This window comes from Ramlibacter paludis, from assembly GCF_022012305.1.
Classification (GTDB): domain Bacteria; phylum Pseudomonadota; class Gammaproteobacteria; order Burkholderiales; family Burkholderiaceae_C; genus Ramlibacter; species Ramlibacter paludis.
This window is the reverse complement of sequence record NZ_JAKLTM010000001.1, coordinates 171,380-196,541: the sequence shown is the minus strand read 5'-3', so window position 1 is coordinate 196,541 and position 25,162 is coordinate 171,380. Positions and strand designations below refer to the sequence as shown.

27 protein-coding genes are annotated in these 25,162 nt (G+C 68.9%); 13 read left to right on the top strand and 14 right to left on the bottom strand.

The annotated features are described in order from the left end of the window. Positions 1–2 precede the first annotated feature (2 nt). A complete protein-coding gene (gene glmS, locus LZ009_RS00980; RefSeq protein WP_275696011.1) occupies positions 3–1,844 on the top strand; it encodes a glutamine--fructose-6-phosphate transaminase (isomerizing) in 1,842 nt (613 codons plus the stop codon). Positions 1,845–1,846: 2 nt separating this feature from the next. Here the strand turns inward: glmS and LZ009_RS00975 are convergent, their stop codons facing one another. Then, positions 1,847–2,140, bottom strand: coding sequence for an ElaB/YgaM/YqjD family protein (locus LZ009_RS00975; protein WP_275696010.1), 294 nt, complete (start codon positions 2,138–2,140; stop codon positions 1,847–1,849). A gap of 138 nt (positions 2,141–2,278) precedes the next feature. On the opposite strand from LZ009_RS00975, the gene LZ009_RS00970 reads away from it, so the two are divergent. Continuing rightward, positions 2,279–2,401, top strand: coding sequence for a hypothetical protein (locus LZ009_RS00970; protein ID WP_275696009.1), 123 nt, complete (start codon positions 2,279–2,281; stop codon positions 2,399–2,401). A gap of 4 nt (positions 2,402–2,405) precedes the next feature. Here LZ009_RS00970 and LZ009_RS00965 read toward each other — a convergent pair whose 3' ends face one another. Continuing rightward, positions 2,406–3,299, bottom strand: a complete 894-nt coding sequence (locus tag LZ009_RS00965) for a LysR family transcriptional regulator (RefSeq protein WP_275696008.1) — start codon at positions 3,297–3,299, stop codon at positions 2,406–2,408. A gap of 97 nt (positions 3,300–3,396) precedes the next feature. Here LZ009_RS00965 and LZ009_RS00960 point away from each other — a divergent pair, with 97 nt between their 5' ends. Further along, entirely contained in the window at positions 3,397–4,377 is a 981-nt protein-coding gene (locus tag LZ009_RS00960; RefSeq protein ID WP_275696007.1) for a Bug family tripartite tricarboxylate transporter substrate binding protein, read from the top strand. A 10-nt stretch (positions 4,378–4,387) separates the two neighbouring features. Then, positions 4,388–5,791, top strand: coding sequence for an FAD-dependent oxidoreductase (locus LZ009_RS00955; protein WP_275696006.1), 1,404 nt, complete (start codon positions 4,388–4,390; stop codon positions 5,789–5,791). Positions 5,792–5,797: 6 nt separating this feature from the next. On the opposite strand, the gene LZ009_RS00950 is transcribed toward LZ009_RS00955, so the two are convergent. From LZ009_RS00950 to LZ009_RS00940, 3 genes are read right to left on the bottom strand one after another with little or no spacing between them, the layout of a single operon-like run. Then, positions 5,798–6,727, bottom strand: coding sequence for an NAD(P)-dependent oxidoreductase (locus tag LZ009_RS00950; protein ID WP_275696005.1), 930 nt, complete (start codon positions 6,725–6,727; stop codon positions 5,798–5,800). Beyond that, a complete protein-coding gene (locus LZ009_RS00945; RefSeq protein WP_275696004.1) occupies positions 6,724–7,401 on the bottom strand; it encodes an RraA family protein in 678 nt (225 codons plus the stop codon). The genes LZ009_RS00950 and LZ009_RS00945 overlap by 4 nt, the downstream gene beginning before the upstream one ends. 34 nt (positions 7,402–7,435) lie before the next feature. Beyond that, positions 7,436–8,404, bottom strand: coding sequence for a Bug family tripartite tricarboxylate transporter substrate binding protein (locus tag LZ009_RS00940; RefSeq protein ID WP_275696003.1), 969 nt, complete (start codon positions 8,402–8,404; stop codon positions 7,436–7,438). Positions 8,405–8,487: 83 nt separating this feature from the next. Between LZ009_RS00940 and LZ009_RS00935 the strand changes: the two genes are divergently transcribed. Next, a complete protein-coding gene (locus LZ009_RS00935; protein ID WP_430300175.1) occupies positions 8,488–9,246 on the top strand; it encodes an IclR family transcriptional regulator in 759 nt (252 codons plus the stop codon). Positions 9,247–9,253: 7 nt separating this feature from the next. Here LZ009_RS00935 and LZ009_RS00930 read toward each other — a convergent pair whose 3' ends face one another. The 3 genes from LZ009_RS00930 to LZ009_RS00920 are packed head-to-tail and all read right to left on the bottom strand — an operon-like array spanning position 9,254 to position 11,956. Further along, positions 9,254–10,249 (bottom strand): Bug family tripartite tricarboxylate transporter substrate binding protein, encoded by a 996-nt coding sequence (locus LZ009_RS00930; protein ID WP_275696001.1) that lies wholly within the window; start codon positions 10,247–10,249, stop codon positions 9,254–9,256. A gap of 20 nt (positions 10,250–10,269) precedes the next feature. Continuing rightward, positions 10,270–10,575, bottom strand: a complete 306-nt coding sequence (locus tag LZ009_RS00925; RefSeq protein WP_275696000.1) for a DUF4387 domain-containing protein — start codon at positions 10,573–10,575, stop codon at positions 10,270–10,272. Next, positions 10,568–11,956 (bottom strand): acyclic terpene utilization AtuA family protein, encoded by a 1,389-nt coding sequence (locus LZ009_RS00920; protein WP_275695999.1) that lies wholly within the window; start codon positions 11,954–11,956, stop codon positions 10,568–10,570. Before LZ009_RS00920 ends, LZ009_RS00925 begins: the two co-directional genes overlap by 8 nt. An 80-nt stretch (positions 11,957–12,036) precedes the next feature. Between LZ009_RS00920 and LZ009_RS00915 the strand changes: the two genes are divergently transcribed. After that, a complete protein-coding gene (locus LZ009_RS00915) occupies positions 12,037–12,714 on the top strand; it encodes a GntR family transcriptional regulator (protein WP_275695998.1) in 678 nt (225 codons plus the stop codon). On the opposite strand, the gene LZ009_RS00910 is transcribed toward LZ009_RS00915, so the two are convergent. Further along, the gene (locus LZ009_RS00910) at positions 12,711–13,472 is read right to left on the bottom strand and encodes a YecA/YgfB family protein (RefSeq protein WP_275695997.1); all 762 of its coding nucleotides are present in this window, start codon (positions 13,470–13,472) and stop codon (positions 12,711–12,713) included. The genes LZ009_RS00915 and LZ009_RS00910 overlap by 4 nt on opposite strands. A 109-nt stretch (positions 13,473–13,581) precedes the next feature. Here LZ009_RS00910 and LZ009_RS00905 point away from each other — a divergent pair, with 109 nt between their 5' ends. Then, positions 13,582–13,824, top strand: a complete 243-nt coding sequence (locus LZ009_RS00905; protein ID WP_275695996.1) for a hypothetical protein — start codon at positions 13,582–13,584, stop codon at positions 13,822–13,824. Positions 13,825–13,888: 64 nt separating this feature from the next. Then, the gene (locus LZ009_RS00900) at positions 13,889–14,575 is read left to right on the top strand and encodes a hypothetical protein (protein ID WP_275695995.1); all 687 of its coding nucleotides are present in this window, start codon (positions 13,889–13,891) and stop codon (positions 14,573–14,575) included. Here the strand turns inward: LZ009_RS00900 and ligD are convergent. Continuing rightward, the gene (gene ligD, locus LZ009_RS00895) at positions 14,562–17,108 is read right to left on the bottom strand and encodes a DNA ligase D (protein WP_275695994.1); all 2,547 of its coding nucleotides are present in this window, start codon (positions 17,106–17,108) and stop codon (positions 14,562–14,564) included. The genes LZ009_RS00900 and ligD overlap by 14 nt on opposite strands. Before the next feature lie 19 nt (positions 17,109–17,127). Beyond that, positions 17,128–18,138: a PA2169 family four-helix-bundle protein gene (locus LZ009_RS00890; RefSeq protein WP_275695993.1), complete on the bottom strand. Its 1,011-nt coding sequence runs from the start codon at positions 18,136–18,138 to the stop codon at positions 17,128–17,130. Positions 18,139–18,350: 212 nt separating this feature from the next. Between LZ009_RS00890 and LZ009_RS00885 the strand changes: the two genes are divergently transcribed. Next, on the top strand, positions 18,351–18,842 hold the full coding sequence (locus tag LZ009_RS00885) for a hypothetical protein (protein WP_275695992.1): 492 nt from the start codon (positions 18,351–18,353) through the stop codon (positions 18,840–18,842). Beyond that, entirely contained in the window at positions 18,839–19,702 is an 864-nt protein-coding gene (locus tag LZ009_RS00880) for a hypothetical protein (RefSeq protein ID WP_275695991.1), read from the top strand. The genes LZ009_RS00885 and LZ009_RS00880 overlap by 4 nt, the downstream gene beginning before the upstream one ends. A gap of 34 nt (positions 19,703–19,736) precedes the next feature. Here LZ009_RS00880 and metK read toward each other — a convergent pair whose 3' ends face one another. Then, positions 19,737–20,918, bottom strand: a complete 1,182-nt coding sequence (gene metK / locus LZ009_RS00875; protein WP_275695990.1) for a methionine adenosyltransferase — start codon at positions 20,916–20,918, stop codon at positions 19,737–19,739. 187 nt (positions 20,919–21,105) lie between these two features. On the opposite strand from metK, the gene LZ009_RS00870 reads away from it, so the two are divergent. Further along, positions 21,106–21,876 carry a lysophospholipid acyltransferase family protein gene (locus tag LZ009_RS00870; RefSeq protein ID WP_283254107.1) on the top strand — a complete coding sequence of 257 codons (771 nt, stop codon included), beginning with the start codon at positions 21,106–21,108 and terminating at the stop codon, positions 21,874–21,876. After that, a complete protein-coding gene (locus LZ009_RS00865) occupies positions 21,873–22,739 on the top strand; it encodes an LpxL/LpxP family acyltransferase (RefSeq protein WP_275695988.1) in 867 nt (288 codons plus the stop codon). The genes LZ009_RS00870 and LZ009_RS00865 overlap by 4 nt, the downstream gene beginning before the upstream one ends. A gap of 3 nt (positions 22,740–22,742) precedes the next feature. On the opposite strand, the gene LZ009_RS00860 is transcribed toward LZ009_RS00865, so the two are convergent. Then, positions 22,743–23,609 carry an alpha/beta fold hydrolase gene (locus LZ009_RS00860; RefSeq protein ID WP_275695987.1) on the bottom strand — a complete coding sequence of 289 codons (867 nt, stop codon included), beginning with the start codon at positions 23,607–23,609 and terminating at the stop codon, positions 22,743–22,745. After that, the gene (yihA, locus tag LZ009_RS00855) at positions 23,606–24,298 is read right to left on the bottom strand and encodes a ribosome biogenesis GTP-binding protein YihA/YsxC (RefSeq protein ID WP_275695986.1); all 693 of its coding nucleotides are present in this window, start codon (positions 24,296–24,298) and stop codon (positions 23,606–23,608) included. Before yihA ends, LZ009_RS00860 begins: the two co-directional genes overlap by 4 nt. Positions 24,299–24,431: 133 nt before the next feature. On the opposite strand from yihA, the gene LZ009_RS00850 reads away from it, so the two are divergent. Then, a complete protein-coding gene (locus LZ009_RS00850) occupies positions 24,432–25,082 on the top strand; it encodes a c-type cytochrome (RefSeq protein ID WP_275697089.1) in 651 nt (216 codons plus the stop codon). Positions 25,083–25,162: the final 80 nt, after the last annotated feature.

Here is a 25,162-nt window from a genome sequence, read left to right as displayed (position 1 = left end):
TCATGTGCGGTATCGTCGGCGCCGTTTCCACGCGCAACATCGTTCCCATCCTGGTCCAGGGACTGCAACGCCTGGAATACCGCGGCTACGACTCCTGCGGGGTCGCCGTCTACGCGGACGGCCTCAAGCGCGCCCGCAGCACCGACCGCGTCGCTGAACTGATGGACCAGGTCGCCACCGAAGGCATCGCCGGCGGCACCGGCATCGCGCACACGCGCTGGGCCACGCACGGCGCGCCGGCCGTCCACAACGCACACCCGCACTTCAGCCAGGGCCCCGGCGACAATCCGTCGGCGCCCGGGCGCGTCGCCGTGGTCCACAACGGCATCATCGAGAACCACGACGAACTGCGCGCGGCGCTCAAGGCCAAGGGCTACAAGTTCCACAGCCAGACCGACACCGAGGTGATCGTCCACCTGGTCGACAGCCTGTACGAGGGCGACCTGTTCGAGGCGGTGAAGGCGGCGGTCAAGCAACTGCATGGCGCGTACGCGATCGCCGTGTTCTGCAAGGACGAACCGCACCGCGTGGTGGGCGCGCGTGCCGGCTCGCCGCTGGTGCTGGGCGTGGGCAAGGAAGAGAACTTCCTGGCCAGCGACGCGATGGCGCTGGCCGGCGTGACCGACCAGATCGTGTACCTGGAAGAAGGCGACGTGGTCGACCTGCAGCTGGGGCGCTACTGGATCGTCGACAAGAACCACAAGCCGGCGCAGCGCATCGTCAAGACCGTGCAGGCGCACAGCGGCGCGGCCGAACTCGGCCCCTACCGCCACTACATGCAGAAGGAGATCTTCGAGCAGCCGCGCGCGATCGCCGACACCCTGCAGGGCGTGGACAGCGTGATGCCCGAGCTGTTCGGCGACGGCGCGCACAAGATCTTCCAGGAAGTCGACTCGGTGCTGATCCTGGCTTGCGGCACCAGCTACTACGCTGGCTGCACCGCCAAGTACTGGCTCGAGTCCATCGCCAAGATCCCGACGCAGGTCGAGATCGCCAGCGAATACCGCTACCGCGAGAGCGTGCCCAACCCGAAGACCCTGGTCGTCACCATCACGCAATCGGGCGAGACGGCCGACACGCTGGCCGCGCTGAAGCATGCGCGCGAACTGGGCATGCAGCACACGCTGACGGTGTGCAACGTCTCGACCTCGGCCATGGTGCGCGAATGCAAGCTGGCCTACCTGACGCGCGCCGGCGTCGAGATCGGCGTGGCGTCGACCAAGGCCTTCACGACGCAGCTGGCCGGCCTGTTCCTGCTGGCGCTGACGCTGGCGCAGACGCGCGGCCACCTCACCGAGACGCAGGAAGCCGAACACCTGAAGGCGATGCGCCACCTGCCCACCGCGCTGCAGGCGGTGCTGGCGCTGGAGCCGCAGGTCATCTCGTGGGCGGAGGACTTTGCGGCCAAGGAGAACGCGCTGTTCCTGGGTCGCGGGCTGCACTACCCGATCGCGCTGGAAGGCGCGCTCAAGCTCAAGGAGATCACCTACATCCACGCCGAGGCTTACGCCGCGGGCGAGCTGAAACACGGCCCGCTGGCGCTGGTGACCAGCGAGATGCCGGTGGTGACGGTGGCGCCCAACGACACGCTGCTGGAAAAGCTCAAGTCCAACATGCAGGAAGTGCGCGCGCGCGGCGGCGTGCTGTACGTGCTGGCCGACTCGGACACGAAGATCGAGAACAGCGAAGGCATCCACGTGATCCGCATGCCGGAGCATTACGGGCCGCTCAGCCCCCTGCTGCACGTGGTGCCGTTGCAGCTGCTGGCGTATCACACCGCGCTGGCGCGCGGCACCGACGTCGACAAGCCGCGCAACCTGGCGAAGAGCGTGACCGTCGAATAAGGTCAGTCGCGGGGTCGACCCAGGAGCAAGCCGGCCAGCAGGCCGAGGCCGGCACCGATCCCGATGGCGGTCCAGGGCTGCTGGTGCACGTAGCCATCGGTGGCGTCGGCCGCCGTCCGCACGCCCGCGCCGACGGCGTGCTGCGCCGCCTGCAGGCGTGCCTTGCCGGCGGCCAGGCTCTTCTCGAGGCGCTCGCGCGCGGCTCCCGCTTCGCTGCCCACCTCGCGCTTCAGGTGCTGGAGCAGCTGTTCCGCGTCCGCGATGATGGCGTTCAGGTCCTTCGAGATGTCGTTCATGGAGATTCCCCTGGAAAAGAGGAGTCCATGCTGGCGCCGTTGCGGCCGGCCGGCTTGACGTGGGTCAAGCCCCTTGCGCGGGGAGCGCCCACCATGCAGGCATGCGTCCGCGCAAGCCGGGCGGGAACAGGAGAAGCCATGAAAGGGAAAGACGCGGGTCACGGGCACCGGGTGGGGTGGAGCGTCGCCGGCGTCCTCCTGCTCGCCGCGGCCGTGTTGGCGGCGGTCTTCCTCTTCGTGGTGAACCACATGCCGGACTAGGCCTTCAGCCGCGCATTTCCTGTTTCCATACCGCATCGAAAGCCTCGCAAAACGCTTCCTGCACCACCGATGGCGGCCGGAAGCGATTGCGCAGCACCGCCAGCGGCAGGCGCTCCCGCGTCTGGAACGGGCGCACTGCAAGCCGGGTGAAGGCCGGGCCGGCGACGGCCGCGCGGTCGACCACCGCGACGCCGCCGCCGGCCTGCGCCTGCCAGCAGGCGGAGGTAGCGGAGCGCACCTGGAAATGCACCTTCAACGACGCCCCTTCCTTGCCGTACGCCCGCAGCAGCGCCTGCCCATAGGGCGTGTCCGGCGGCGAGCCGATCACGCGCTGGTCGGCCAGGTCGGCAGGCGTGACGATGCGCTTTTTCGCCAGCTTGTGGCGCGGCGGCGCGACGAACGCGAAGCCGCACTCATGGCTTTGCACGCGCACGAGGTTCGGGTGCTCGATCGGAAGCAGCGCCACGCCGATGTCGATCGCGCGCGTCTGCAGGGCCTCGATCAGGATGGGCGTAACCAGGATCTCCATGCGGGTCTGCAGGTCGGGGAACTGCTCGGCCAGCAGCGCCAGTGCGCGCGGCACCAGGTAAGGCGCGAAACTCGCCGACACGCCCAGCGACAAGGTGCCGCCACGCGGCGATGCCAGGCTCTTGCTCACGTCATGCACGCGCTGCACGCCGCGCCAGAGGGCGTCGATTTCCGCGTGCAGCTCCTGCGCTTCGGGCGTGGGCACCAGTCGGCCCTTGACGCGAGCGAACAGCGGAAAGCCCAGTTGCCGCGCGCATTGCGCCAGCAACTTGCTCACCGCGGGCTGCGACACATGCAGCAGTTCCGCCGCGCCACTGACGCCACCGGCCAGCATCACTGCCCGGAACACTTCCATCTGCCGCAGGTTCATGCGCGACAACATAACCCATGGTTAAGTCCCGGCCAACTCTTTTCATTTGACCGCGTGGCGGCAGGCTCGCACGATGCCGGGAAGGAGACAAGACAAGATGCAGTTGAATCCGGATGCCGCGCTCAGGCGGCGCATGCTGTTGGCTGGCCTCGCCATGGCCGCAGGGCCCGCCCTGGCGCAGGGACAGAAATTCCCGAGCCGCGCGGTGAAGATCGTGCTGCCGCAACCGCCCGGCGGCGCCGCGGACCGCCTCGGCCGCATGGTGGCCGACCGCCTGGAGGCGCAGTGGAAGCAGCCCGTGGTCCTGGACAACAAGCCTGGCGGCGGTGTCGTCGTCGGCACGCTGGCCGTGGTGCGCGCACCCGCGGACGGCTACACGCTCGGCTTGCTGGGCAGCTCGCTCAGCATCAACGCCGTGCAGCGCAAGGACTTGCCTTACGAGATCAAGGACCTGCAGCCGCTGGCGCGCGTGGGTTATTACACCGTGGCGCTGGTCGCCGCGGCGAACTTCCCCGCCAACGACATCAAGGAGCTGGTCGCGCTGGCGAAGAAGCAGCCGGCCAACAGCATCTCCTTCGGCTCCAACGGCATCGGGACATCGGCGCAGGTGGCGGGCGAGATGCTGAACCACATGGCGGGCATCGAACTGCAGCACGTGCCGTACAACGGCGCGGCCAAGATGTACACCGACATCGGGGGCGGCGTGCTGCCGCTCGGGTTCTCGGTCGTGAGCTCCGCCGAGCAGTTCATCAAGGCCGGCCAGATGAAGGTGCTGGGCGTGACCAGCGCGCAGCGCAGCCCGCTCTATCCGCAATGGCCCACCATCGCCGAGACGCTGCCCGGCTTCGAGGCCGTCAACTGGGCGGGCTTCTGCGGGCCGGCCGGCATGCCCAAGGACCTGGTCCGGCAGGTCGGTGACGACCTGCTGGCCGTGCTCAAGGCACCCGACATGGCCAAGGCGCTGGCCGCCATGGGCATCGAGCAGGCGCCGCAGGGTCCCGCGGATTTCGGCGCCTTCATCCAGAGTGAGATGAAGCGCTTCGCGGCCGTCACGCGGCCGCTGGCCGTGCAGAAGTGAGGACGCCGCAGTGAGTGCCACTTACCAGCTTTCCCGCAGCATCCCGTCCGACGCGCCCTACGACCTGGTGGTCGCGGGCGGCGGACCGGCCGGCACGGCGGCCGCCGTCTGCGCCGCCCGCCTCGGGCTGAAGGTCCTGCTCGCCGAAGCGACCGGCTGCCTGGGCGGCATGGGCACCAGCGGCCTGGTCGCCTCCTTCGGTCCGGTCTCCGACGGCGAGCGCATGCTGGTCGGGGGCTTCATGAAGGAGCTGCTGGCCACGATGTGGGAGCAGAAGGCCTTTGCGCCGCAGGTCACGCAGGACTACCTGGACAAGCAGCTGAATCGCTGGGTGCCTTTCGCCCCGGAACACCTGAAGCGCATCCTCGACAACTTCGCCGTGGAGGCCGGCGTGGAGCTGCGCTTCTTCACGCGGGTGGTGGAAGCCGACTGCACCGGCCGCCACGTCAATGGCGTGGTCCTGAGCAACGTGGAAGGGCTGCGCTACGTGCCGGCCAAGGCCTTCGTCGACGCGACCGGCGATGCCGCCCTGGCTGCGCTGACCGGCGCCGAATGCAAGGTGGTGTTGCGCGACACGGAGACCGTCGCGCCCAGCACCCTGTGTTCGCTGCTGGCAGGGATGGACTGGAACGATCCGGCCTATGCCGGCAAGGGACTCGACACGGTCAAGGCGCAGGTGCGCAGCGAGTTCGTGCCGAAGGCCATCGAGGACGGCTTCTTCACGCAGGAGGACCGCTTCTTCCCCGGCATGAACCGCGTCGGGCCGCATGGGGCCACGCTGAATGCGGGCCACGTCTTCAACCTGAACCCGCTGTCGGTGCGCAGCCTGTCCGACGGCATGGTGTTCGGCCGCAAGCTGGCCCTGGAATACACCGAGTTCTATCGCAAGTACGTGCCCGGCTGCGCGGAGCTCGAGCTGCTGACGACCGCGCCCGTCATGGGCGTGCGGGACTCGCGCCGCATCGTCGGTGAGTTCGAACTGGGCATCGACGACTTCCTGGCACGCCGGCAATTCCCGGACCAGGTGGCGGTCTACAACCGGCCGACCGACGTGCACCCCAGCGACACCAGCAAGAAGGAATACGAGCGCTTCCTGAAGGATTTCCACGGCAAGGACAACCTGGGGCGCGGCGAAAGCGTCGGCATTCCCTACAGCATCCTGGTGCCGCGGGGCTCGGAGAACTTGTGGGTTGCCGGCCGCTGCCATTCGAGCGACGCCAAGGTGCACGGCTCGATCCGCGCGCAGTCGGCGGCCTACATGATGGGACAGGCGGTGGGCACGGCTGCCGCGCAGTCGATCGCGACCGGACAGCCCGCCAACGACCTGGACACGCGGGCGCTGGTGCAGACCCTGCGCCGGAACGGCGCGTACCTGCCGCAGACCGAACTGGCGCGGGAGATGACCCGCGCCTGAGTGGCCTCAGGCGTGCGCCGCCGCCAGCACGTCCAGCACGTTCTTCGCAGCGCCCACGCCCATGTTCACGTAGGCGTCGCTCGTCACGCCGCCGATGTGCGGGCTGAGGACGATGTTGGGCACGCCGTGGAAAGGATGCGGCGCCGCCATCGGCTCCACCGCGAAGCTGTCCAGGCCCGCTGCCATCACCTGGCCCGAGCGCACCGCATCCAGCAGCGCGGCCTCGTCGACCAGGCCGCCGCGCGCGGTGTTCACCAGGATCACGCCGCGCTTGGTGGCCTGCAGCGTCTGCGCGTTGACCAGGTTGCGGTTCTCCGGCGTCAGCGGGCAGTGCAGGGAGATCGCGTCGGACTCGCGCCAGAGCGTCGCCAGGTCCACGCTGCGGATGGTCGAAGGCAGGTTCTGCGCGAAGGGATCGAAGCCGATCACCTTCATGCCCATCGCGTCGCACATGCGCGCGAAGCGCTGGCCGATCGCGCCCAGGCCCACCAGGCCGATGGTGCGCCCGTGCAGCTCCACGCTCTTGTGCGTGGCCTTGTCCCAGTGGCCGGCATGCATGCGCGCATCGAGCTGCACCACCGACTTGGCGCAGGCCAGCAGCAGGGCCAGGGCCTGCTCCGCGACCGCGGCGGCGTTCGCGCCGGCGGCGGCGCGCACTTCGATGCCGCGCGCCTTGGCCGCGTCCTTGTCGATGGTGTCGGTGCCGCTGCCGTGCTTGGAGATCACGCGCAGCGAGGGCGCCGCATCCATCACCGCGGCGCCGACCTTGCCGTAGCGCACGATGATGGCGACCGGATCGTGCTGCTTGCACAGCGCGACGAGGTCCGCTTCCTGCGGCGTCTTGCCGGCGTACACGACCTCGAAGTCGTCCAGCAGCGCGAGCGCCTGGGGCGCCAGGTCGGCACCGGTGACGATGAGCGCGCGGCGCCCGCTCACAGCGTTTCGCCTTGCTTCAGCACGCCGGCGGTGCGCAGCGCGGCGTCGAGCCAGCCGGCGGCGGTGTTGCCCTTCTTGATCGCGGCGATGCGCGCGGTCTCGTCTTCCACCTTCTTGCGCGCCAGCGGCAGCAGCGTTTCGACCCGCTCGCGCTCGATGGCCACCACGCCGTCGGCATCGGCCACGATCAAGTCGCCGGAGCGCACGGTCACGCCGCCAATGCTCACCGCATGGCCGATGCGGCCGGGCACGTTCTTGGTCGGGCCATTCGGGTTGGTGCCGAAGGCGAACACCGGATAGTCCATCTCGTCGATCTCGAGGCTGTCGCGCACGGCGCCGTCGATCACCACGCCCGCCAGGCCCAGCTGCTTGCAGGCCGTCATCATGATCGTGCCCATGAGGGCCGCGGTCTGGTCGCCCTTGCCGTCGATCACCAGCACGTCGCCGGGCCTGGCCAGCGAGATGGCGGCATGGATCATCAGGTTGTCGCCGGGCCGCACGTCCACGGTGAGTGCCGGGCCGGCCAGCTTCATGCGCGGGCGCAGGGCGGCGATGCGGCCATGCAGCGCGCCGCGGCGGCCGTTGACGTCGGCGAGGATCGCCGCCTGGAATTCGGCGGCCTGGCGCACCAGGTCGGGCGAGACGCGCTCGAAGTTGCGGAGGATGTCGGTCATGGAAATCTTTCGGGAAAGTGTCTGCGGTCGGTCTTCAGTCGATCTTGGCGCCCGATTCCTTGACGATCTTTCCCCAGCGGGTCATGTCGTCGCGGATCAGCTTGCCGAACTGGTCGGGCGTGCTACCCGCGATGTCCGCGCCCTGGGCGCCCAGCTTCTTTTCCAGCTCGGGGTCCTTCAGCGCCTTGTTGATGTCGGCGTTCAGCTTGGCGACGACGTCCTTGGGCGCATTGGCGGGCGCGAGGATGCCGAACCAGGTGACGGCTTCGAAGCCCTTGTAGCCGGACTCGGCGATCGTCGGCACCTGCGGCAGGTCGTCGACGCGCTTGAGCGAGGTGACGGCGATGGCGCGCATCTTGCCGCTCTTGATGTGGCCGATCAGCGTGGGGATCGACGACACGTACAGCTGCACCTGGCCGCTGATCACGTCGGTCGCGCCCTGCGAAGCGCCCTTGTACGGGATGTGCGTGAGCTTGATGCCGGCGGCCTTCTGGAACGATTCGGCGGCGAGGTGCGCGACCGTGCCGTTGCCCGACGAGGCGTAGTTGACCGAACCCGGGTGCGCCTTGGATTCCTTGACCACGTCCGCCAGCGTCTGGAACGGCGAGTTGGCGCTGGCGACGATCACCAGCGGCGAGCTGGCGACCAGGCTCACCGGCGACAGGTCCTTCACCGGGTCGTAGGGCAGCTTGCTGTACAGGCTGGGGTTGATCGCGAGGTTGCTGGTCTGGCCCATGACCAGCGTATAGCCGTCGGCCGGCGACTTGGCCGCGGTGTCCACGCCGATGTTGCCGCCGGTGCCCGGCTTGTTGTCGACGATGAAGGTGTAGCCCGAGCCATGCATCTTGTTGGCCAGCTCGCGGGTGATGATGTCGGTGCCGCCGCCCGCCGGGAAGGGCACGATCAGGCGGATCGGCTTGCTCGGGTAGGCCTGGGCGAGGGCGACGGAAGCGGCAAAGGTGCTGGCCGCGAGGATGAGGGCGGCACGACGGGTGAATTGCATGGGTTTGTCTCCTTGGAAGCGCGATTCTCGACGAGCGTTGCACTCAGTACAATGGCGTTTCACGTGATGAACCGAGGTGCAGGATGCGCAACGCGGCTTTGAACCACGAAGAACCGGAGGCCCAGGGCGGCGTCGCCGCGGTGACGCGCGCGCTCTCGCTCATGGAGGCCTTCGCCGTCGGCGATTCCTCGCTCAGCCTCGCCGAGTTGAGCCGCCGCGCCGGCATGCACAAGACCACGGCCCTGCGCCTGGCGCGCACGCTGGCCCTGTCCCAATACATGGTTCAGACCGAGGATGGCCAGTGGCGGCTGGGTCCCGCGGCGGGCTGGCTGGGAGCGCGCTACCACGCCGGCTTCGACGTCAACAACGTCGTCGAGCCGACGCTGCACGAACTGGTGAAGGAGACGGGGGAGAGCGCGTCCTTCTATGTCCGCGAAGGCGACATCCGGGCCTGCGTGTCGCGCGTCGAAGGCCCCCAGTCCGTGCGGCACCATGTCCGGATCGGCGAACGGCTGCCCCTGGACAAGGGCGCGCCGGGACGCGTGATCCTCGCCTTCAGCGGCGCGCAGGGCGCACCCTACGAGGCCATCCGCGAGCGCGGGTACCACATGTCCATGGGCGAGCGCGAATCCGATGTGTCCAGCGTGGCCGCGCCGGTGTTCGGCGTGAACTGGCGGCTGCTCGGGTCCATGTGCATTTCCGGGCCCAGCTCGCGCCTGACCAAGGCCAAGCTGGAGAAGCACGCCAAGAGCGTCATCCGCGCGGCCAACCAGCTCTCGTACGCGCTGGCGGGCAACCGCTCGCCGGCGACGCCGGCGGCGCTGTCACGCTGGCACCCCTAGTGAACGCCTAATCGGCCTTGACGCCGGCCTGCTGCACGATCACCGACCAGCGCTGGATGTCGGCGGCGAGGAACTTGCGCAGGTCGTCGCCGCTTCCCAGCCAGGGCACCGAGCCCACCGACGCGAGCTTGGCGTTGAACTCCGGCGTGCCGGCCGCCTTGAGCACGGCTTCATTCACCTTGGCCAGCACGTCGGGCGGCGTGCCGGCCGGCGCGAAGAACCCCATCCACACGCGGGCTTCGAGGCCCGGATAGCCCTGTTCGATCAGCGTCGGGATTTCCGGCAGGGCCGGGTCGCGTCCCGCGCTGGTCACGGCAAGCACGCGCACCTTGCCAGCACGGGCTTGCGGCAGCAGCGAGCCGCCGGCGTCGAAGGCAAACGGGATCTGTCCGCCGATCACGTCCTGCAGCACCATCGGCGAGCCGCGGTACGGCACATGCGTCATCTCCATGCCGGTGGCCTTCTTCAGCATTTCCATCGACAGGTGCTGCGTGGTTCCGGTGCCGCCCGAGCCGTACGACACCTTGCCGCCGCGGCTCTTCACCCAGGCGACCATCTCCTTCACGTTCTTCACCGGCACGTCGTTGTTGCAGTAGAGGTAGAGCGACCCCTGCAGCACTGGCGCGATCGGTACGAAGTCCTTCAGCGGGTCGTAGGTGAGCTTGTCCTTGTAGACCGAAGGATTGATCGACATCGGCCCGCCGGTGGAAACGAGCAGCGTGTAGCCGTCGGGCGCAGCTGCCTTCGCGGCGCTGCCCACGATCATGCCGTGCGCGCCAGGCTTGTTCTCGATGATGAGCGGCTGCCCCAGCAAGCGGGACATGGGGTCGGCGAGGCCGCGGACCCAGCCGTCGGCCGTGTCGCCAGGCGGCGTTCCGATCAGCACCTTGATGGGGCGGCTGGGGTAGGCCGCATCGGCACGCGCCAGGGTGGGCAGCAGGCCGGCGGAAGCGGCGGCCAGGAAGCCGTGGCGCAGGAAGCCGCGGCGGGATTCGTCTTGCATGTCTCTCTCCAAAGTCCGGTTCACAGTTCCACTTCGAGCAGCCGCACGTATTGCTGGCCGCCATGCATGTCGCGCTCGCAGGCGCCGCCTTGCGGCCGCGCGCGCGGGTAGGAAACCTTCACCACCAGCAGCTCGGGGATGGCGAAGTGCTTGACCTGCGCCGGCTCCACGCCATAGAGCGCGGCGATGGCTTGCGGCTGCAGCGCCGGTGACGCGGCATGGCGATCGAAGGCGGCGCGGTCGGGAAACCACAGGTCCAGCGTGATCCAGAAAGGGCCGGCGTTCTTGGAACGCACGTGGCTGCAGGCGTCGGCGACCTTAGGCATGCGCGGCCTCCCTGGCGTTGACGAACACGGTACGCACCAGTTCGTCGGGACGATCCACGTGCACCACGTGGTTCAACCTGAATTCGTAGACCCGTCCGCGCTCGACCTCCGCGGGCGAGAAGGGGAAGGCGTAGCTGGGCAACTCCTGCCCGCGGTCCAGCGGCAGGTGGAAGAACCAGGGGTTGCAGGTCTTGGCGATCTGCGTCGCGATTTCCTGCGTCTCGGCCGTCGCGACGAACATCAGGCCGATCTCGCGCGGGGCGGGCGCTCCCGCCTCGACGTCCAGTCCGCTGACCGCGTTCCAGCCGTAGGCGCGCAAGGAGATGTCGAAACTGCCGGCGCGCGCGCCCATGGTTTCGCGCACGCGCGCCACCAGGACTTCGTGCATGTGGGCGACGAAGCGGTCGATCTCCTTCAGGACGGCGCGGTCCTGGATGCCGACCAGCATCAGGGTCTGCCAGCCGCCGCCGCTCGCGCCTTCGAGCTTCATGGTGTAGGGCCGGGGCTGGAACTGCGCGCCGGTGACGCGCACGATGCGATCGTCGACGGCGGTGTACTTCGCCGCCGTCACGTCGAGCACCCCTCCGGGTTCGTGCAGCAGGAAGGGATCGCTGTTCTCGTACAGCATGTGCGAGAAGACCGTGTCGACGGTGCAGCTGTTGTGCGCTCCCAGCGGCTCGATCGAGAAGTCGTCGCGGCCGACGCGGATCATTACGCCGCCTTCGCGCGGATGCGTGGTGCAGAGCGACCCGCACTCGGCGATCTTGCCGGCGTGCCAGGCAGCGCCGGCGCCTGCGCCGCGCATCAGGGGCACGGCGGCCAGCACCGCGGTGTCGGTGGTGCGGCCGCCCAGCACGATGTCGGCGCCGGCTTGCAGCGCCGCGATGTAGGGCTCGGGCCCCATCAGGGCGACGATATGGTCGCAGCTGCGCAGCAGCGCGGGATCGGCGCCGGTCATCGGTGCGAGCGGCGTGATGCGGCCGGCTTCGGCTCTGGCGGCCATCAGCGCGGGCGCCTGTTCCGAGTAGAGCAGGGCGATGCGCGGCGCGAGTCCGTGCTCCTGCGCGATCTCCAGTGCGATGTCGCGCGTCCAGTCCAGGGCCTGGTCGCTGCCGGACGTGCCGCAGGAGCCGATCAGCAGCGGAATCCCCGCCTTGGCCTGGGCGCGCATCAGGATCGACAGGTCGTGCTTGACCGCGTCGCGCGAGTACTTGGCCTTGCCGGTGGCCAGGTAGGCCGGGCCGCTGTCGGTGGAGCCGGCGTCGCAGGCGATAGCGTGCGCTTCGGCCAGGCGCGCGAACACGTCGCGCTCCTTCACGCCGATGCCGAGCGCGCCGCAAGGCACCAGGACATTGGCGGTGGTGGGGGAGGGTGGGGGCATCGTGCGGGACCTCGCGGTAGACAATGCGATGGATTGTAGACAATCTGAGGCGGTCGTCAACCGCGGCTAGAATCGGCCCCATGACCACTGCCGAAGCCGCCGCGCCCGCGCGGGTGATGATCGACGACACTGTCGCGCGGCTGGAAGAGCTGATCATGCGCGGCGAGTTGCCGGCCGGCGCCCGCCTGCCCGAGCAGCAACTCGCCGACACGCTGGGCGTGAGCCGCGGCCCCTTGCGCGAGGCGATCCGCACGCTGGAAGGAAGGCGCCTGCTGGAGCGCACGCCGCACGCGGGCGTTCGCGTGGTGCAGCTTTCGCTGGAGGACCTCGAACAGTTGCTGGCGATGCGCGAGGCGCTGGAAGGCATGGCCTGCCGGCAGGCCGCCGAGCACATGACCGCGCCGGAGGTGCGGCGCCTGCGCGAAACCGCGCACCGCATCGAGCAACTGCTGGCCGAAGCGCCGCAGTCGATCTTCGCCAGCCAGGCCGATACCGATTTCCACCGCCAGATCGCGGTGGGCAGCCGCAACAAGTGGATCGAGCGCCAGCTGTGCGAGGACCTCTATTCGCTACTGCGCCTGTACCGCCTGCACGCGGTGCGCCGGCCGGGCGGCAGCGCCAAGGTCACCGCGAAGGAGCACCACGCGATCATCGACCGCATCCATGCGCGCGATGCCGACGGCGCCGAGCAGGCGATGCGCGAACACATCCGCCACAGCCGGGACCGGCTGCTGGCGCAGGTGAAGGAGCAGGGCTAGCCCGCGCCGTGGCACTTCTTGTATTTCTTGCCGCTGCCGCATGGGCAGGGATCGTTCCGCCCCGGCTCCGGCGCCTTGCGGATCGGGTCCACGCGCGGCCCGTAGCTGCGCCAGATCTGCCGCAGCTCGTACACCGCCCAGATCGCCGCCGCGAAAGCATCGAGGCGTTCCTCGCTCACGCTGGGCGGGCCGTCTTCCGCGTACATCGACAGCGCCGGCGTGCCCGTGTCGTCTTCGGCGAGCGCCACGATGTCGCCGAGCGCGGTGTCGAGCATCTCGGCGGCGTCGGCATCGCGCGGCGGCTCCCACTCCTCGGGCCAGCTTTCCACCGCGTACATGAAGCCCACGGCCCAGATCTGGCCGTAGGCGGGGACGTTGGCGAAGTCGCCTTCGACACGCTCCTCCGGCGGCAGCGCGAGGATCGCGCCGCGCGTGTCGAGCGCCTCGGGGTGGTAAGTGCGTTCGTCTTCCAGCAGGTCCACCGGCTGGTCGAGGGCGTGCGCGATTTCCTCGCGGCGGCGGCGCCAGCGCCAGACGAACTCCATGTGCTCCATGGGCTTGAAGTTCTCGCCCAGCAGCACCGGCCAGTACTCCTCCGGCGGCACTTCGCGCCGCATGCAGACCAGCGCGGCCAGGAAGCCCTCGCAGAACTCCCACTGCGGAATTTCCTCGGACTGCTCCCGCATGCGGTCGAGCTCGTCGTCGAGCGCGTCGAAATCTTCCGGGGTGAGGGGAGCGTTGGGGGCGGCAGTCGTCAAGGCAGGGTCCGGGGCGAGGGCAATCGCGGATTATCCGGGAACCCGGCGCGCGCACCGGGCATCGAATGCGGGTGGCTCAGCCTTCCCGGCGGGCCCAAGGAGGTGAACCATGCAGCCTCGCATCCTCTTGTCCTGCGCAGCGATCGTCGTGCTGGCCGGCTGCGGCGGCGGTGGTGGCGACCCCGGCACCTGCCACGGCAGCCCGGAGGTCTGCGCCGAAGGCCAGTCGACCAACTCGGCACCCACGACCACCACGACCACCGCCGCGCCGCCTGCAACGACGGCAACCACCGCAACCACGGCCACGACCCCCGCGTCCGAGCCCGTCACCATGGCCGGCAGCGGCTACTGAGCCCGGCCGTAACAGTCTGTTCCGGTCGCGTTGACAGCGCTGCTGGCGCTGCTAACCTGCGGCCATGCAAGCTTCCGAACCGAAACCGGTCGAGGCCGCGTTGCCTTCGCCCGATGCGGAAGCCGCGCGCTACGCGCTGCTGCGCCGCCTGGCCCCTTCCATGCGCCACCACCTGGTGGTCAATCTCCAGCCGATCGGCATGATCTACGAGGTGATGGAGCGGCGCCTGCGCGCGCCGCAGCCCGACCTCGCGCACGTGCACGAGAGCGCCACCAAGATCAACACCTTTGCCCGTGCGGCGCTCGCCTCCTGCATCGACGTGGTCGGCTGGCTGGCGCCCGACGAAAAGATCGGCATCACGGTGCAGGAGGGCGCGCGCGAGTGCTCCAGCCTGCTGGCCACCAGCCTCAGCTTTCGCGGCTATGCGCTGCGCAACGAGGTCGGCGCGATCACGCGCCAGGTACGGCGTTCCGCGCTGCGCAGCCTGCTGGCCGGCACGCTGATCCACACCTCGGACCACCTCAAGCCGCCGGCCGACCTGCAACTGGCGGCGGTCGAGGACGAGGCCGGCGTGGAAATCAGCGTCACTTCGCGCGGTACGGACGGCGACAAGGGTTTCGCCAACGAGCCGCCGTATCGCAAGATCGCGTGGGGCGACCTGCAGGCGCTGGCAGCGGCCGAAGGCGTGCAGCTGTCGCGCGACGGGGCGCGCATCGCCATGCGCCTGCCCTGGCTCGCTACGCCGGCTTGAAGCCCAGCTTCTTCATCGCCGCGCCCAGCGCGACCCGGCTCTTCTCGTAGTCCTCCCAGGGCGTGTTGCCCTGGTCCAGCCGCGTGTGCACGCTGCCGACCGTCCAGTGCGCGCCGCTCTTCAGCCCGGCCAGTTCGTCCCAGCGCACCGGCACCGAGATGCCGAGGCCCGGCCGCGCGCGGGCCGACCAGGCGCAGGCGGTGGTCGCGCCATAGCCGTTGCGCAGGTAGTCGATGAAGATCTTGCCGATGCGGTTGCTGCCGCCGCTCTTGGCCACGAAGCGGTCCGGCAGGGTGCGCGCCAGGTGCTGCACCACGGCCTGGGAAAAGCTCTTCACGGTGTCCCAGTCCAGCAGCCGCTTGAGCGGCACCACCAGGTGCAGGCCCTTGCCGCCGCTGGTCTTCAGGAAGCAGGGCAGCCCGAGCTCGTCGAGCATGGTCCGCACGAGCGTCGCCGCTTCCTGGATCTGCGGCCAGGTGACGCCTTCGCCCGGGTCGATGTCGAAGGTCATGCGGTCGGGCTTGTCGATCGCCGACTTCACGCCGTTCCAGGTGTGGATCTCGATCACGTTCATCTGCGCCGCCGACAGCAGGCCCTCCGGGCTCACGACTTCCAGCATGGCCGGATGGCCGGGGAAAAAGGCGGGATCGAGCTGCGCGATGCCGGCCATCTTGTAGCGGTCCAGGTGCTTCTGGAAGAACAGCTGGCCTTCGATGCCGTCGGGCGCGCGCACCATGGCGATGGGGCGGCCCTTCAGGTGCTCCATCATCAGCGGTCCGACCAGCGCGTAGTAGCGCACCAGCTGGATCTTGGTGGTGCCGCTTTGCGGATCGATCACGCGGTCGGGGTTGCTGACGCGCAGCGTGCTGGGGAGCGCGACCGGCGCCGCGGTCTGGGCCGCCTGGGTTGCTTTCGCTTTCTTCGCCGGCTTGTCAGCGGGCGGGTCGTGCAGCACCGGTTCGTTGACGATGACGTCTGCCGGCTTGTCGGTGCGCAGGCCCTGGAACACCGAGTGGCGCACCTTGCCGTCGCGCGTCATTTCTCCATATGACACTTCGGCCACGAGCTCCGGCTCGACCCAGTGCGCGCCGCGCGGCAAGCCGGTGCCGCCCTGGAACCGGCTCTTGTCCACGGCCAGCTGGTCGAGCCGCGCGCGCAGGTCGCGCAGGCTGCGCTCGTTGAAGCCGGTGCCGACGTTGCCCGCGTAAATGAGCTTGCCGTCGTTGTCGTGCAGGCCCAGCAACAGCGAGCCGATGCCGGTACGCGAGCCCTTGGGGTCGGTCCAGCCCCCGATCACGAACTCCTGCCGGCGCGAGCACTTGAGCTTGATCCAGTCGGTGGAGCGGCGGCAGACGTAGGCCGAATCGCGGCGCTTGCCGATCACGCCTTCCAGGCCGAGCCGGCAGGCCGAGTCCAGCAGTTCCGCCGCCGGCACTTCGAACACCTCGCTGAAGCGCACGTTGGCGTGCGGCTTGCGCGTGACGATGCGCTGCAGCACTTCACGCCGCTGCTGCAGCGGCACGTCGCGCAGGTCGTGCCCGGCGCAATAAGGCAGGTCGAACAGGTAGTAGACGATCTGCTCGGTGCGCTTGCTGTCGAAGGCGCCCTGCAGCGCCTGGAAGTCGGCCGGCGTGTCGGCGCCGGGCATGATGATCTCGCCGTCGTACCAGCCGTCGGGGAGGTCCATGGATTGCAGCGCCTTGACGAGGGCGCCCAGGCGCGTGGTCCAGTCGTTGCCGTTGCGGGTGACGAGGGCGACCTGGCCGCGCTCCACGCGCGCCAGCATGCGGTAGCCGTCGAACTTGATCTCGAAGATCCAGTCCTGCGCGTCCTTCGGCGCTTCGTCGACCAGCACCGCGAGTTCGGGTTGCAGCGTTTCGGGCAGGGCCGCCTTCCTGGCGCCGGCGGGGGGGCCATCGGTGGGTGCGGAGGCAGCAGCGGGGGCGGCCACGGGCGTGGCGATCGCCGCGGGGCGGTCCGCCAGTTTCTGCACGCTGTCGGGCATTTCGTCGACCACGCTGAATTCTGCGGCCGGCCGGGCCAGCGCGTCACGTTCCTTGATCAGGAGCCAGGGGTCTTCGCGGCCGTTGCCGCGTCCCTTCATGCGCACGAGCGTCCAGTGGCCCTGCATCTTGTGGCCGCGCAGCTCGAACTTGAGCTTGCCTTCGCGGTAACCCTTGCGCGGGTCTTCCAGCGGGATCCAGGTGCCCTTGTCCCAGATGATCACCTTGCCCGCGCCGTAGTTGCCGGCGGGGATGGTGCCTTCGAATCGGTTGTACGCGATGGGATGGTCCTCGGTGGGCATCGCCATGCGCTTGTCCTGCGGGTCGTAGCTGGGGCCCTTGGGCACGGCCCAGCTCTTCATCGTTCCGTCCAGCTCGAGCCGGAAGTCGTAGTGCAGCCGCGTCGCCCAGTGCTTCTGGATGACGAAGCTGCGCGCGGCCTCGTTCGCGATGCCGCCTTCGGAGGGCTCCGGCGTCGCGTCGAAGTTGCGCTTCTCGCGGTATTTCCGCAGGTCGCCCTTTTCGCTCAACGCCGGAACCCTTGCCGCGTCAGGACGCGCTGCGGTACGAGTCGCGCAGCATCTTCACCTGGTCGTGGTTCTTCTGCACGCCCTGCAGCTGCTTCTCCACGACCGAGCGCACGTTGGCCGGCAGGTTCTTCTGCAGGGCCTTGGTGTAGCGCGCCTTGGCGTTGTCCTCGCCGCGCTCGGCTTCTTCCAGCACCGCCTTGTCGTCGTAGGTGGTCAGCTTGGACTTGATCGACACCCAGCCGCGGTGCATGGCGCCCAGCGTGCTGCCGCCGTCCTCGGCCTTGCCGCCCAGCTGGCGGATCAGGTCGTTGAGCTCCTGCGCGCCACGGCGGCAATCGTCGGCGCGCTGCAGGAAGGTGGACTTCAGGTCCGGGGCCTTGGCCTGCTCGGCACACTCGCGGAAGCCGTACTCGCCGTCCTTGCTGCACTCCACCAGGTCCTGCAGCAGGTCGATGGTGTCGTCGCGGTCGCCTTCGCCGTTGCCGGCCGTCTGCATCGCGCCCACCGCGGCTGCCGCGCCGCCGGCACGCGCGCTGTCGCCGGTGGGGAAGCTGCGGTACTGCTGGTCGGCACGGTTGTAGGCGGCCTGCGAGGCGGCGCTCGCCTTGGGCCAGTCCAGCGACGAGGTGCCGCGGGTGGTTTCCCATTCGTCGGCCAGCTTGGGCTCGACCGCGGTCCACGGATCCTCGTAGCGGCTGCGGCCCGACAGGCCCAGGCGGTAGGCCGGTCCGTAGTCGTCGAAGCTGCGGCCCGACTCGTAGTAAGGCTCCTTGTCGTAGTTCTCTTTCCAGAAGGCTTCTTCGGCCGTCGGGTTGACCGCTTCGCCCGCGGCCTTGCCGGCGAGTCCGCCGACCACGGCGCCGATCACGCCGCCCACGGCCGCGCCAACGGGGCCGCCGATGGCGCCCGCGGCCGCGCCGGCAACTGCGCCGCCCGCGGCGCCCAGGCCGGTGCCGACCGGGTGCGCACCCGGCTCGTCGGTGATGGGATCGCGGTTCAGGTCGCGCTCTTCGCGTTCTTCAGCAGCCATTGAAATGCTCCTTGTGTGTTTGCAGGGGTTGTGTCCCTCATCTTGGGACTTCGACCCAACCGCAACGTAGGCGCACAGCCGATAGAGCCTGTAGGAATCGGCGTTCCCCGGGCTGCGATGCGGCACGGATGCGCGCGCCCCACAGGGATACGCAGCACCGTCCTACACCTCGAGGATGGCCCGCGCGGCACGCTGGCACGACGGGTGAACCCATGAAATATTCACTGAGAAAAACACCATCGCATCTGCACCTCACGTACAAGTACGGCGAGTCGGCCGGCGGCCTGCTGGGACGCAATCTCGTGCTCGAGGCCGAAGGCAACGTGCTGACGCTCGAGGTCGACCTGTCGGCCAACCTGCTCGCGCGCAACAAGAGTTCGCCGTGGTACCTGGATGCGGTGAGCCTCTCGTCGAACTACCACAAGCTCAAGTCGCTGCAGTGCCCCGACAACCTGGTGCGCACGCGGCTGATCCGCGCGTGGGAAGGCGTGGAGGACCCGAAGCTGCGCATGCGCCTGATCCTCGCGCCGCGCGGCCGCTACCTGTACGAGGTGTCGCCGCACTCGCTGTTCATGGGCGGCATCCAGCTCGACGTCCAGGCCTTCCTGGAAGACGAATCCGAATCGCACACCCCGGCCGAAGCGACGGCCTTGCCCGAAGGCGGCGACGACAGCCCCGATCCCCACCAAAGGAAGCACGCATGAGCCGACCCTTCTTCAACCGCTGGCTGGCCGCTCTCGGCGCTGCCTGCCTGCTGGCCCTGCCGGCCGTGCAGGCCCATGCCGACGCCGGCGCGCTGCGCGCGAAATACGGCGAACTGCGCGAGCCCCTGCGCAACAACGCGTTCGGCCGCCAGCTGTACATCGACTCGAGCGAGAGCGCCAACGCGCTGCAGGGCGACGTCTACGCGGTGCTGGAGCATCCTTTCGAAAAGGTGAAGGATTCGCTGCAGGACCCGAACGCCTGGTGCGACATCATGCTGCTGCCCTTCAACACGAAGTACTGCCATGCCAGCGACAACCAGCTGGCCGTGCGCATCGGCCGCAAGTACAACCAGCCGGTGGAGCAGGCGTACCGCATCGACTTCCGCCTGCAGAACGCGGCGGCGAGCAGCGACTACCTCGAGTCCCGCCTGAACGCGGCGCAAGGGCCGGTCGGCACGCGCGACTACCGCATCCGCGTGGAGGCGGTGCCCATCGAGGGCGGCAAGACCTTCATGCACCTGAGCTATGCGTACGGCTACGGCACGGCGGGCAAGATCGCGATGGGCGCCTACCTGTCGACCGCGGGCGCCTCGAAGGTGGGTTTCAGCCAGACCGACGGCCAGCCGACGACGGGCGTGCGCGGCGCGATCGAGCGCAATGCGATGCGTTACTACCTGGCGATCGATGCCTACCTGGATTCCCTGTCGGCGCCCGAGGCGCAACGCGTGGACAAGCGGATCAACAGCTGGTTCAGTGCGACGGAGCGGTATCCGAAGCAACTGCACGAGATGGATCGGGCGACCTATGTGCAGATGAAACGGGCGGAGTACGACCGGCAGCAGACGGCTGCGCTCAACTGAAAAAGCGGCCCGCGGGCCGCTTTTTTCCTGAGGGTTACTTGAGGCCGGCCGCCGCGCGCAGCGCCTGCGCTTTATCGGTGCGCTCCCAGCTGAACTCCGGCTCCTCGCGGCCGAAGTGGCCGTAGGCGGCGCTCTTCTCGTAGATCGGGCGCAGCAGGTCCAGCATCTGGATGATGCCCTTCGGCCGCAGGTCGAAGTGCTCGTTGATCAGCTCGGCGATCTTGTGGTCGGGGATGACGCCCGTGCCTTCGGTGTAGACGGTCACGTTCATCGGCTTGGCCACGCCGATCGCGTACGCCACCTGGATCTGGCACTGGCGCGCCAGGCCGGCGGCCACGATGTTCTTGGCCACGTAACGCGCGGCGTAGGCGGCCGAGCGGTCGACCTTCGACGGGTCCTTGCCCGAGAACGCGCCGCCGCCGTGCGGGCAGGCGCCGCCGTAGGTGTCGACGATGATCTTGCGGCCGGTCAGGCCGCAGTCACCCTGCGGGCCGCCGATGACGAAGCGGCCGGTCGGGTTGATCAGGTAGCGCGTTTCCTTCAGCCACTCCTTGGGCAGCACCGGCTTGATGATCTCCTCGATGATGGCCTCGGTGAACGAGGACTTCATCTTGTGGCCGTCGCTCTGCTCGGGGCTGTGCTGCGTGGACAGCACCACGGTGTCGATGCTGTGCGGCCGGCCGTCGACGTAGCGCATCGTGACCTGGCTCTTGGCGTCCGGACGCAGGAAGGGCAGGCTGCCGTCCTTGCGCTTCTGCGCCTGGCGTTCCACCAGGCGGTGGGCGTAGTAGATCGGCGCGGGCATCAGCACCGGCGTCTCGTCGCAGGCGTAGCCGAACATCAGGCCCTGGTCGCCGGCGCCGGTGTTCAGGTGGTCGTCGGACGCGTGGTCCACGCCCTGGGCGATGTCGTTCGACTGCTTGTCGTACGCCACCATCACCGCGCAGCCCTTGTAGTCGATGCCGTACTCGGTGTTGTCGTAGCCGATGCGCTTGATGGTGTCGCGCGCGACCTGGATGTAGTCGACGTGGGCGTTGGTGGTGATCTCGCCCGCGAGGACCACGAGGCCGGTGTTGGTCAGCGTCTCCGCGGCGACGCGGCTGCGCGGGTCCTGCTTGAAGATCGCGTCGAGAATCGCGTCCGAGATCTGGTCGGCCACCTTGTCGGGATGGCCTTCGGACACGGACTCGGAAGTGAAGAGGAAATCGTTCGCCATTTGAATACACTCCGTCGATGACTGAAAGGCGCGTTGCCTTGTGCCGGAGCTCTGGCGAACGCTTTAGCAGAAATTTTTTAACGTCGCCCTGCAAGTAGTTCCATAACTCGGCGACGCCCCGATTCTAACCCGCGTGAAAAAACTCTTCCAATCGCTTTCCGGTTGGCCCCTCCCCCTGCTGCATGTAATGGGCGCGCTCCTGGGATGGATCGCCTTCCTCGCGTCGCCGACCTACCGGCGGCGCTTCATCGCCAATGCGCAGCAGGCGGGCTACTCGTTTTCCGAGGTGCGGCGCGCCGTCGGCGAGGCCGGCCGGCTGGTGGCCGAAGCGCCCCGGCTCTGGTTCGGCGCGCCGGTGCCGGTGCAATGGGTGGGCGCCGAACTGGTGGAGGCCGCGCGTGCCACAGGTCGCGGTGTCGTGTTCCTCACGCCACACCTCGGCTGCTTCGAGATCACCGCGCAGGCCTATGCGCAGCGCTTCGGACCGGTCACCGTGCTGTACCGGCCGGCGCGCAAGCCCTGGCTGCGCGAGATCATCGAATCGGCCCGCGCGCGGCCCAACCTCGCCACCGCGCCCACCACGCTGGCCGGCGTGCGGCAGATGCTGCGCGCGCTGAAGGCGGGCGGCGCGATCGGCCTGCTGCCGGACCAGGTGCCGCCGCAGGGGCTGGGCGTGTGGGCGCCGTTCTTCGGCAAGGCCGCCTACACGATGACCTTGCCGGCACGGCTGGTGCAGCAGACCGGCGCGGTGCTGCTGCTGATCTGGGGCGAGCGCCTGCCGGGCGGCCGTGGCTACTGCGTGCGCGTGTCGGCGTGGGAAGGCGAGATTCCGGCGGTGCAGGAAGCGGCCGCCGCGCAGGTCAACGCGCAGATGGAGCGCCTGGTGCGCGCCGGCCCGCGCCAGTACCTGTGGGGTTATGCCCGCTACAAGACGCCGCGCGAGGAGCTGGCGCCATGATCAGCAAGCTGGGCGTGCGCTTCATGCATTTCCTCGCCACGCTGCCGCTGGCCTGGGTGCGGGCGCTGGGCACGGGGCTCGGCCTCCTGCTGTACTGGGTGGTGTGGCCGCGCCGGCACGTGGTGAACGTGAACCTGCGCCTGTGTTTCCCGCAGTGGACGCCGCGCGAACGCCGCCGCGCCGCGCGGGCGCACTTCGTCCTGGTGGCGCAATCCTTCCTCGATCGCGGCTGGCTCTGGCACGCCGACCCCGAGGTCGTGCGGCGCCGGCTGCTCGTGACCGGCGCGGTGCACGAACTCGCCGGCAAGGATCCGGCGATCGTGTTCTCGCCGCACTTCGTCGGCCTCGATGCCGGCGTCACCGCGCTCACGCAGCAGGTGGCCCGCCGCTTCATCGGCATCTACACGCGGCAAAGCAACCCGGTGGTCGACGCCTGGGTGCTGCAGGGGCGGCACCGCTTCGGCGGCGCGCGGCCCATGAGCCGCAGCGAAGGCGTGCGCGAGATCGTCTCGGCGCTGCGCGCGGGGGACGTCATGTACCTGTTGCCGGACATGAACTTCGGGCCGGAGGAATCGATCTTCGTTCCTTTCTACGGCGTGCAGGCGGCCACGGTGCCGTCCCTGTCGCGCTTTGCGCGGCTGGGCAAGGCGAAGGTGGTGCCCGTGGTGGCGAAGCTCACGCCTACGGGCTACGAAGTGAAAGTGCTGCCGGCGTGGGGCGATTTCCCCACCGGTGACCTCCAAGCCGACACGGCGCGCATGAACACCGAGCTGCAGCACTACATCGACGAAATGCCGGAGCAGTACTACTGGGTGCACAAGCGCTTCAAGACGCGTCCGCCGGGGGAGCCTGGGGTTTATTGAGCGTCAGCGCGCGAGGAACGCCGCCAGCCGCTCCGCCACGAAAGCCGGCCGCTCGTGCACGATCCAGTGCGTCGCGCCCGGCACCTTTTCCAGCGTCAGCTGCGACACGTAGTCATCCAGCCCCTCGATCAACTCGGGCGGCAAGGCGATGTCTTCCATCGCCCACAGCACCAGCGTCGGGATGTCCACGGTGAGCATCTCGCGCGGCAGGTTCACCGTGTCGGCGCTTCCCGGCCGCACCGGCGAGGCGCGGTAGTAATTGCAGCCGCCCGTGAGGCTCGCGTCCCACACCTCGATGTAGCGGCGCTTGAGCTCCTCCGTCAGCCACGGCGGGTTGCCGAAGAAGCCCAGGAGGCGGCGGTAGCCGTCCTCGCGCAGCAGCGCTTCCGCGTCCGGGCGCACCAGGAAGTTCATGTACGCACTGGCCTGCTGCTGGCGCGGATTCGATTGCAGCTCGCGCAGGAAGGTGCCGGGATGCGGCGAGTTGATGATGGCCAGCTTGCGCGCGAGCTCGGGCCGCTGGTTCGCCAGGTTCCACGCCACGGCGCCGCCCCAGTCGTGCGCCACCAGGCAGTCGAGCGGCGCGCCCTCGATGTCGATCAGGGCCACGAGGTCCTGCACCAGGTGCTTGGCACGATAGGCGGCCACGTCGGCCGGCTGGCTCGATTGCTCGTAGCCGCGCAGGTTGGGCGCCACGCAGCGGTAGCCGCCGTTTTCGGGGCGCGCGAAATGCAGCAGCAGTTCGTCCCAGACGAAGGCAGCTTCCGGGAAGCCGTGCAGGAACAGCAGCACCGGCCGCCCGCGCTCTCCGGCCGCGCGGCAACTGAGGGTGATGCCGTGGGGGAGAGGCTGCAGCCAGGTCTGGATCATGGCGAGTCGGGAGCTTGGGGAGCTGCGGGAGGTTCCGCCGGGTGGGCCCACTGGAAGAGCGTCAAGGCCGTCTCTTCGATGCCTTCGCGCTTCAGCGCGGAAAACAGTCTCGTCTCTCCGCCGCCGGTTTGCAGTCGCGCAATCGACAGCGCCTTGTTCTGCTCCTGCCGGTTCAGCTTGTCCGACTTGGTCATCAGCACCAGGAACTTCAGGCCTTCCTCCACCCGCGGGCGGATCACCTCCAGCAGGATCTCGTCCAGCTCGGTAATGCCGTGGCGCGGGTCGCACAGCATCACCACGCCGGTGAGGTTCTCGCGCGTGACGAGGTAATTCGCCATCACCTGCTGCCAGCGGATCTTGTCGGCCTTGGGCACGGCGGCATAGCCGTAGCCGGGAAGGTCGGCCAGGATGGCGTCGGTCTCGCCCTGCTTGCCCAGCGCGAAAAGGTTGATCGCCTGGGTGCGGCCCGGCGTCTTGGACGCGAAGGCCAGGCGCTTCTGCTGCGTCAGGGTGTTGATGCAGGTCGACTTGCCGGCGTTGGAGCGGCCGACGAAGGCGATCTCCGGCACGGAGACCGCTGGAAGATGCTCCAGGCGCGGCGCCGTGGTGAGGAAACGGGCGGTGTGCAGCCAGCCAAGGGCTTGCGCGGCGGGGGAAGCGGGGGCGCGCGGGCCCGGGGAGGTGGTCATGCGATCGGGGGGAGGGCTTGGTGGGGCATTGTAGAATCACCGGGTTTTGCGCCAATCAAACCAGAATACCGTGACCAAGTCGCCCGTCTCCCTGCTGCTGGCTTTCGTGCTGGCGGCGTCCGCGCTCCCGACCCTGGCCCAGCACGCCACGCCCGCCGCCGAAGCGCAGCCCGCCGCTTCGGCGCCGGCTGCCGCTGCCGCCCCGGCTGCGGCTCCTGCCGCCCCGGCGCCCCAGATGGCCGCCAAGGTCGACGCCAATGCCGGCGCCGCCAAGTTCGACGCCGTCTGCGCGGCCTGCCACGGGGCCGGCGGCAATTCCGGCACGCCCGCCAACCCCAAGCTGGCGCAGCAGCATCCCGACTACATCGTCAAGCAGCTGCAGGAGTTCAAGAGCGGCAAGCGCCAGAACCCCATCATGCAGGGCTTCGCCGCGCAGTTGACCGACGCGGACATGAAGAACATCGCGGCCTACGTCGGCGGCCAGAAGGGCAAGGCCGGCTTCGCCAAGGACAAGGAACTGGTCGCCAGCGGCGAGAAGATCTACCGCGGCGGCATCGCCAACCGCGCCGTTGCCGCCTGCGCCGGCTGCCACAGCCCCAACGGCGCCGGCGTGCCTTCGCAGTACCCGCGCCTCTCGGGCCAGCATGCCGACTACATCGCCGCGCAGCTGGTCGCCTTCCGCGAAGGCGGCCGCAAGAACAGCGCGCAGATGACGGCGATCGCCTCCAAGATGAACGACCGCGAGATCAAGGCCGTCGCGGATTACATCGCCGGCCTGCGCTGAGACAGCGCCTGCTGTTGAACTAAACCGCCGTTAACAAGACCAAGAAGGGCGGGCACCTCGCGAGGGGGCCCGCCTTTTCA

Excerpts from the sequence above, each read along its gene's own strand:
- metK (WP_275695990.1), bottom strand. The coding sequence starts at position 20,918 with ATGGCGAACGATTTCCTCTTCACTTCCGAGTCCGTGTCCGAAGGCCAT.
- LZ009_RS00930 (WP_275696001.1), bottom strand. The coding sequence starts at position 10,249 with ATGCAAGACGAATCCCGCCGCGGCTTCCTGCGCCACGGCTTCCTGGCC.
- LZ009_RS00945 (WP_275696004.1), bottom strand. The coding sequence starts at position 7,401 with ATGACCGACATCCTCCGCAACTTCGAGCGCGTCTCGCCCGACCTGGTG.
- LZ009_RS00925 (WP_275696000.1), bottom strand. The coding sequence starts at position 10,575 with ATGCCTAAGGTCGCCGACGCCTGCAGCCACGTGCGTTCCAAGAACGCC.
- LZ009_RS00870 (WP_283254107.1), top strand. The coding sequence starts at position 21,106 with ATGGGCGCGCTCCTGGGATGGATCGCCTTCCTCGCGTCGCCGACCTAC.
- LZ009_RS00860 (WP_275695987.1), bottom strand. The coding sequence starts at position 23,609 with ATGATCCAGACCTGGCTGCAGCCTCTCCCCCACGGCATCACCCTCAGT.
- LZ009_RS00905 (WP_275695996.1), top strand. The coding sequence starts at position 13,582 with ATGCAGCCTCGCATCCTCTTGTCCTGCGCAGCGATCGTCGTGCTGGCC.
- LZ009_RS00970 (WP_275696009.1), top strand. The coding sequence starts at position 2,279 with ATGAAAGGGAAAGACGCGGGTCACGGGCACCGGGTGGGGTGGAGCGTC.
- LZ009_RS00940 (WP_275696003.1), bottom strand. The coding sequence starts at position 8,404 with ATGCAATTCACCCGTCGTGCCGCCCTCATCCTCGCGGCCAGCACCTTT.
- LZ009_RS00885 (WP_275695992.1), top strand. The coding sequence starts at position 18,351 with ATGAAATATTCACTGAGAAAAACACCATCGCATCTGCACCTCACGTAC.
- LZ009_RS00880 (WP_275695991.1), top strand. The coding sequence starts at position 18,839 with ATGAGCCGACCCTTCTTCAACCGCTGGCTGGCCGCTCTCGGCGCTGCC.
- LZ009_RS00975 (WP_275696010.1), bottom strand. The coding sequence starts at position 2,140 with ATGAACGACATCTCGAAGGACCTGAACGCCATCATCGCGGACGCGGAA.
- yihA (WP_275695986.1), bottom strand. The coding sequence starts at position 24,298 with ATGACCACCTCCCCGGGCCCGCGCGCCCCCGCTTCCCCCGCCGCGCAA.
- LZ009_RS00865 (WP_275695988.1), top strand. The coding sequence starts at position 21,873 with ATGATCAGCAAGCTGGGCGTGCGCTTCATGCATTTCCTCGCCACGCTG.
- LZ009_RS00920 (WP_275695999.1), bottom strand. The coding sequence starts at position 11,956 with ATGCCCCCACCCTCCCCCACCACCGCCAATGTCCTGGTGCCTTGCGGC.
- LZ009_RS00915 (WP_275695998.1), top strand. The coding sequence starts at position 12,037 with ATGACCACTGCCGAAGCCGCCGCGCCCGCGCGGGTGATGATCGACGAC.
- LZ009_RS00900 (WP_275695995.1), top strand. The coding sequence starts at position 13,889 with ATGCAAGCTTCCGAACCGAAACCGGTCGAGGCCGCGTTGCCTTCGCCC.
- LZ009_RS00890 (WP_275695993.1), bottom strand. The coding sequence starts at position 18,138 with ATGGCTGCTGAAGAACGCGAAGAGCGCGACCTGAACCGCGATCCCATC.
- LZ009_RS00965 (WP_275696008.1), bottom strand. The coding sequence starts at position 3,299 with ATGAACCTGCGGCAGATGGAAGTGTTCCGGGCAGTGATGCTGGCCGGT.
- LZ009_RS00935 (WP_430300175.1), top strand. The coding sequence starts at position 8,488 with ATGCGCAACGCGGCTTTGAACCACGAAGAACCGGAGGCCCAGGGCGGC.
- glmS (WP_275696011.1), top strand. The coding sequence starts at position 3 with ATGTGCGGTATCGTCGGCGCCGTTTCCACGCGCAACATCGTTCCCATC.
- LZ009_RS00960 (WP_275696007.1), top strand. The coding sequence starts at position 3,397 with ATGCAGTTGAATCCGGATGCCGCGCTCAGGCGGCGCATGCTGTTGGCT.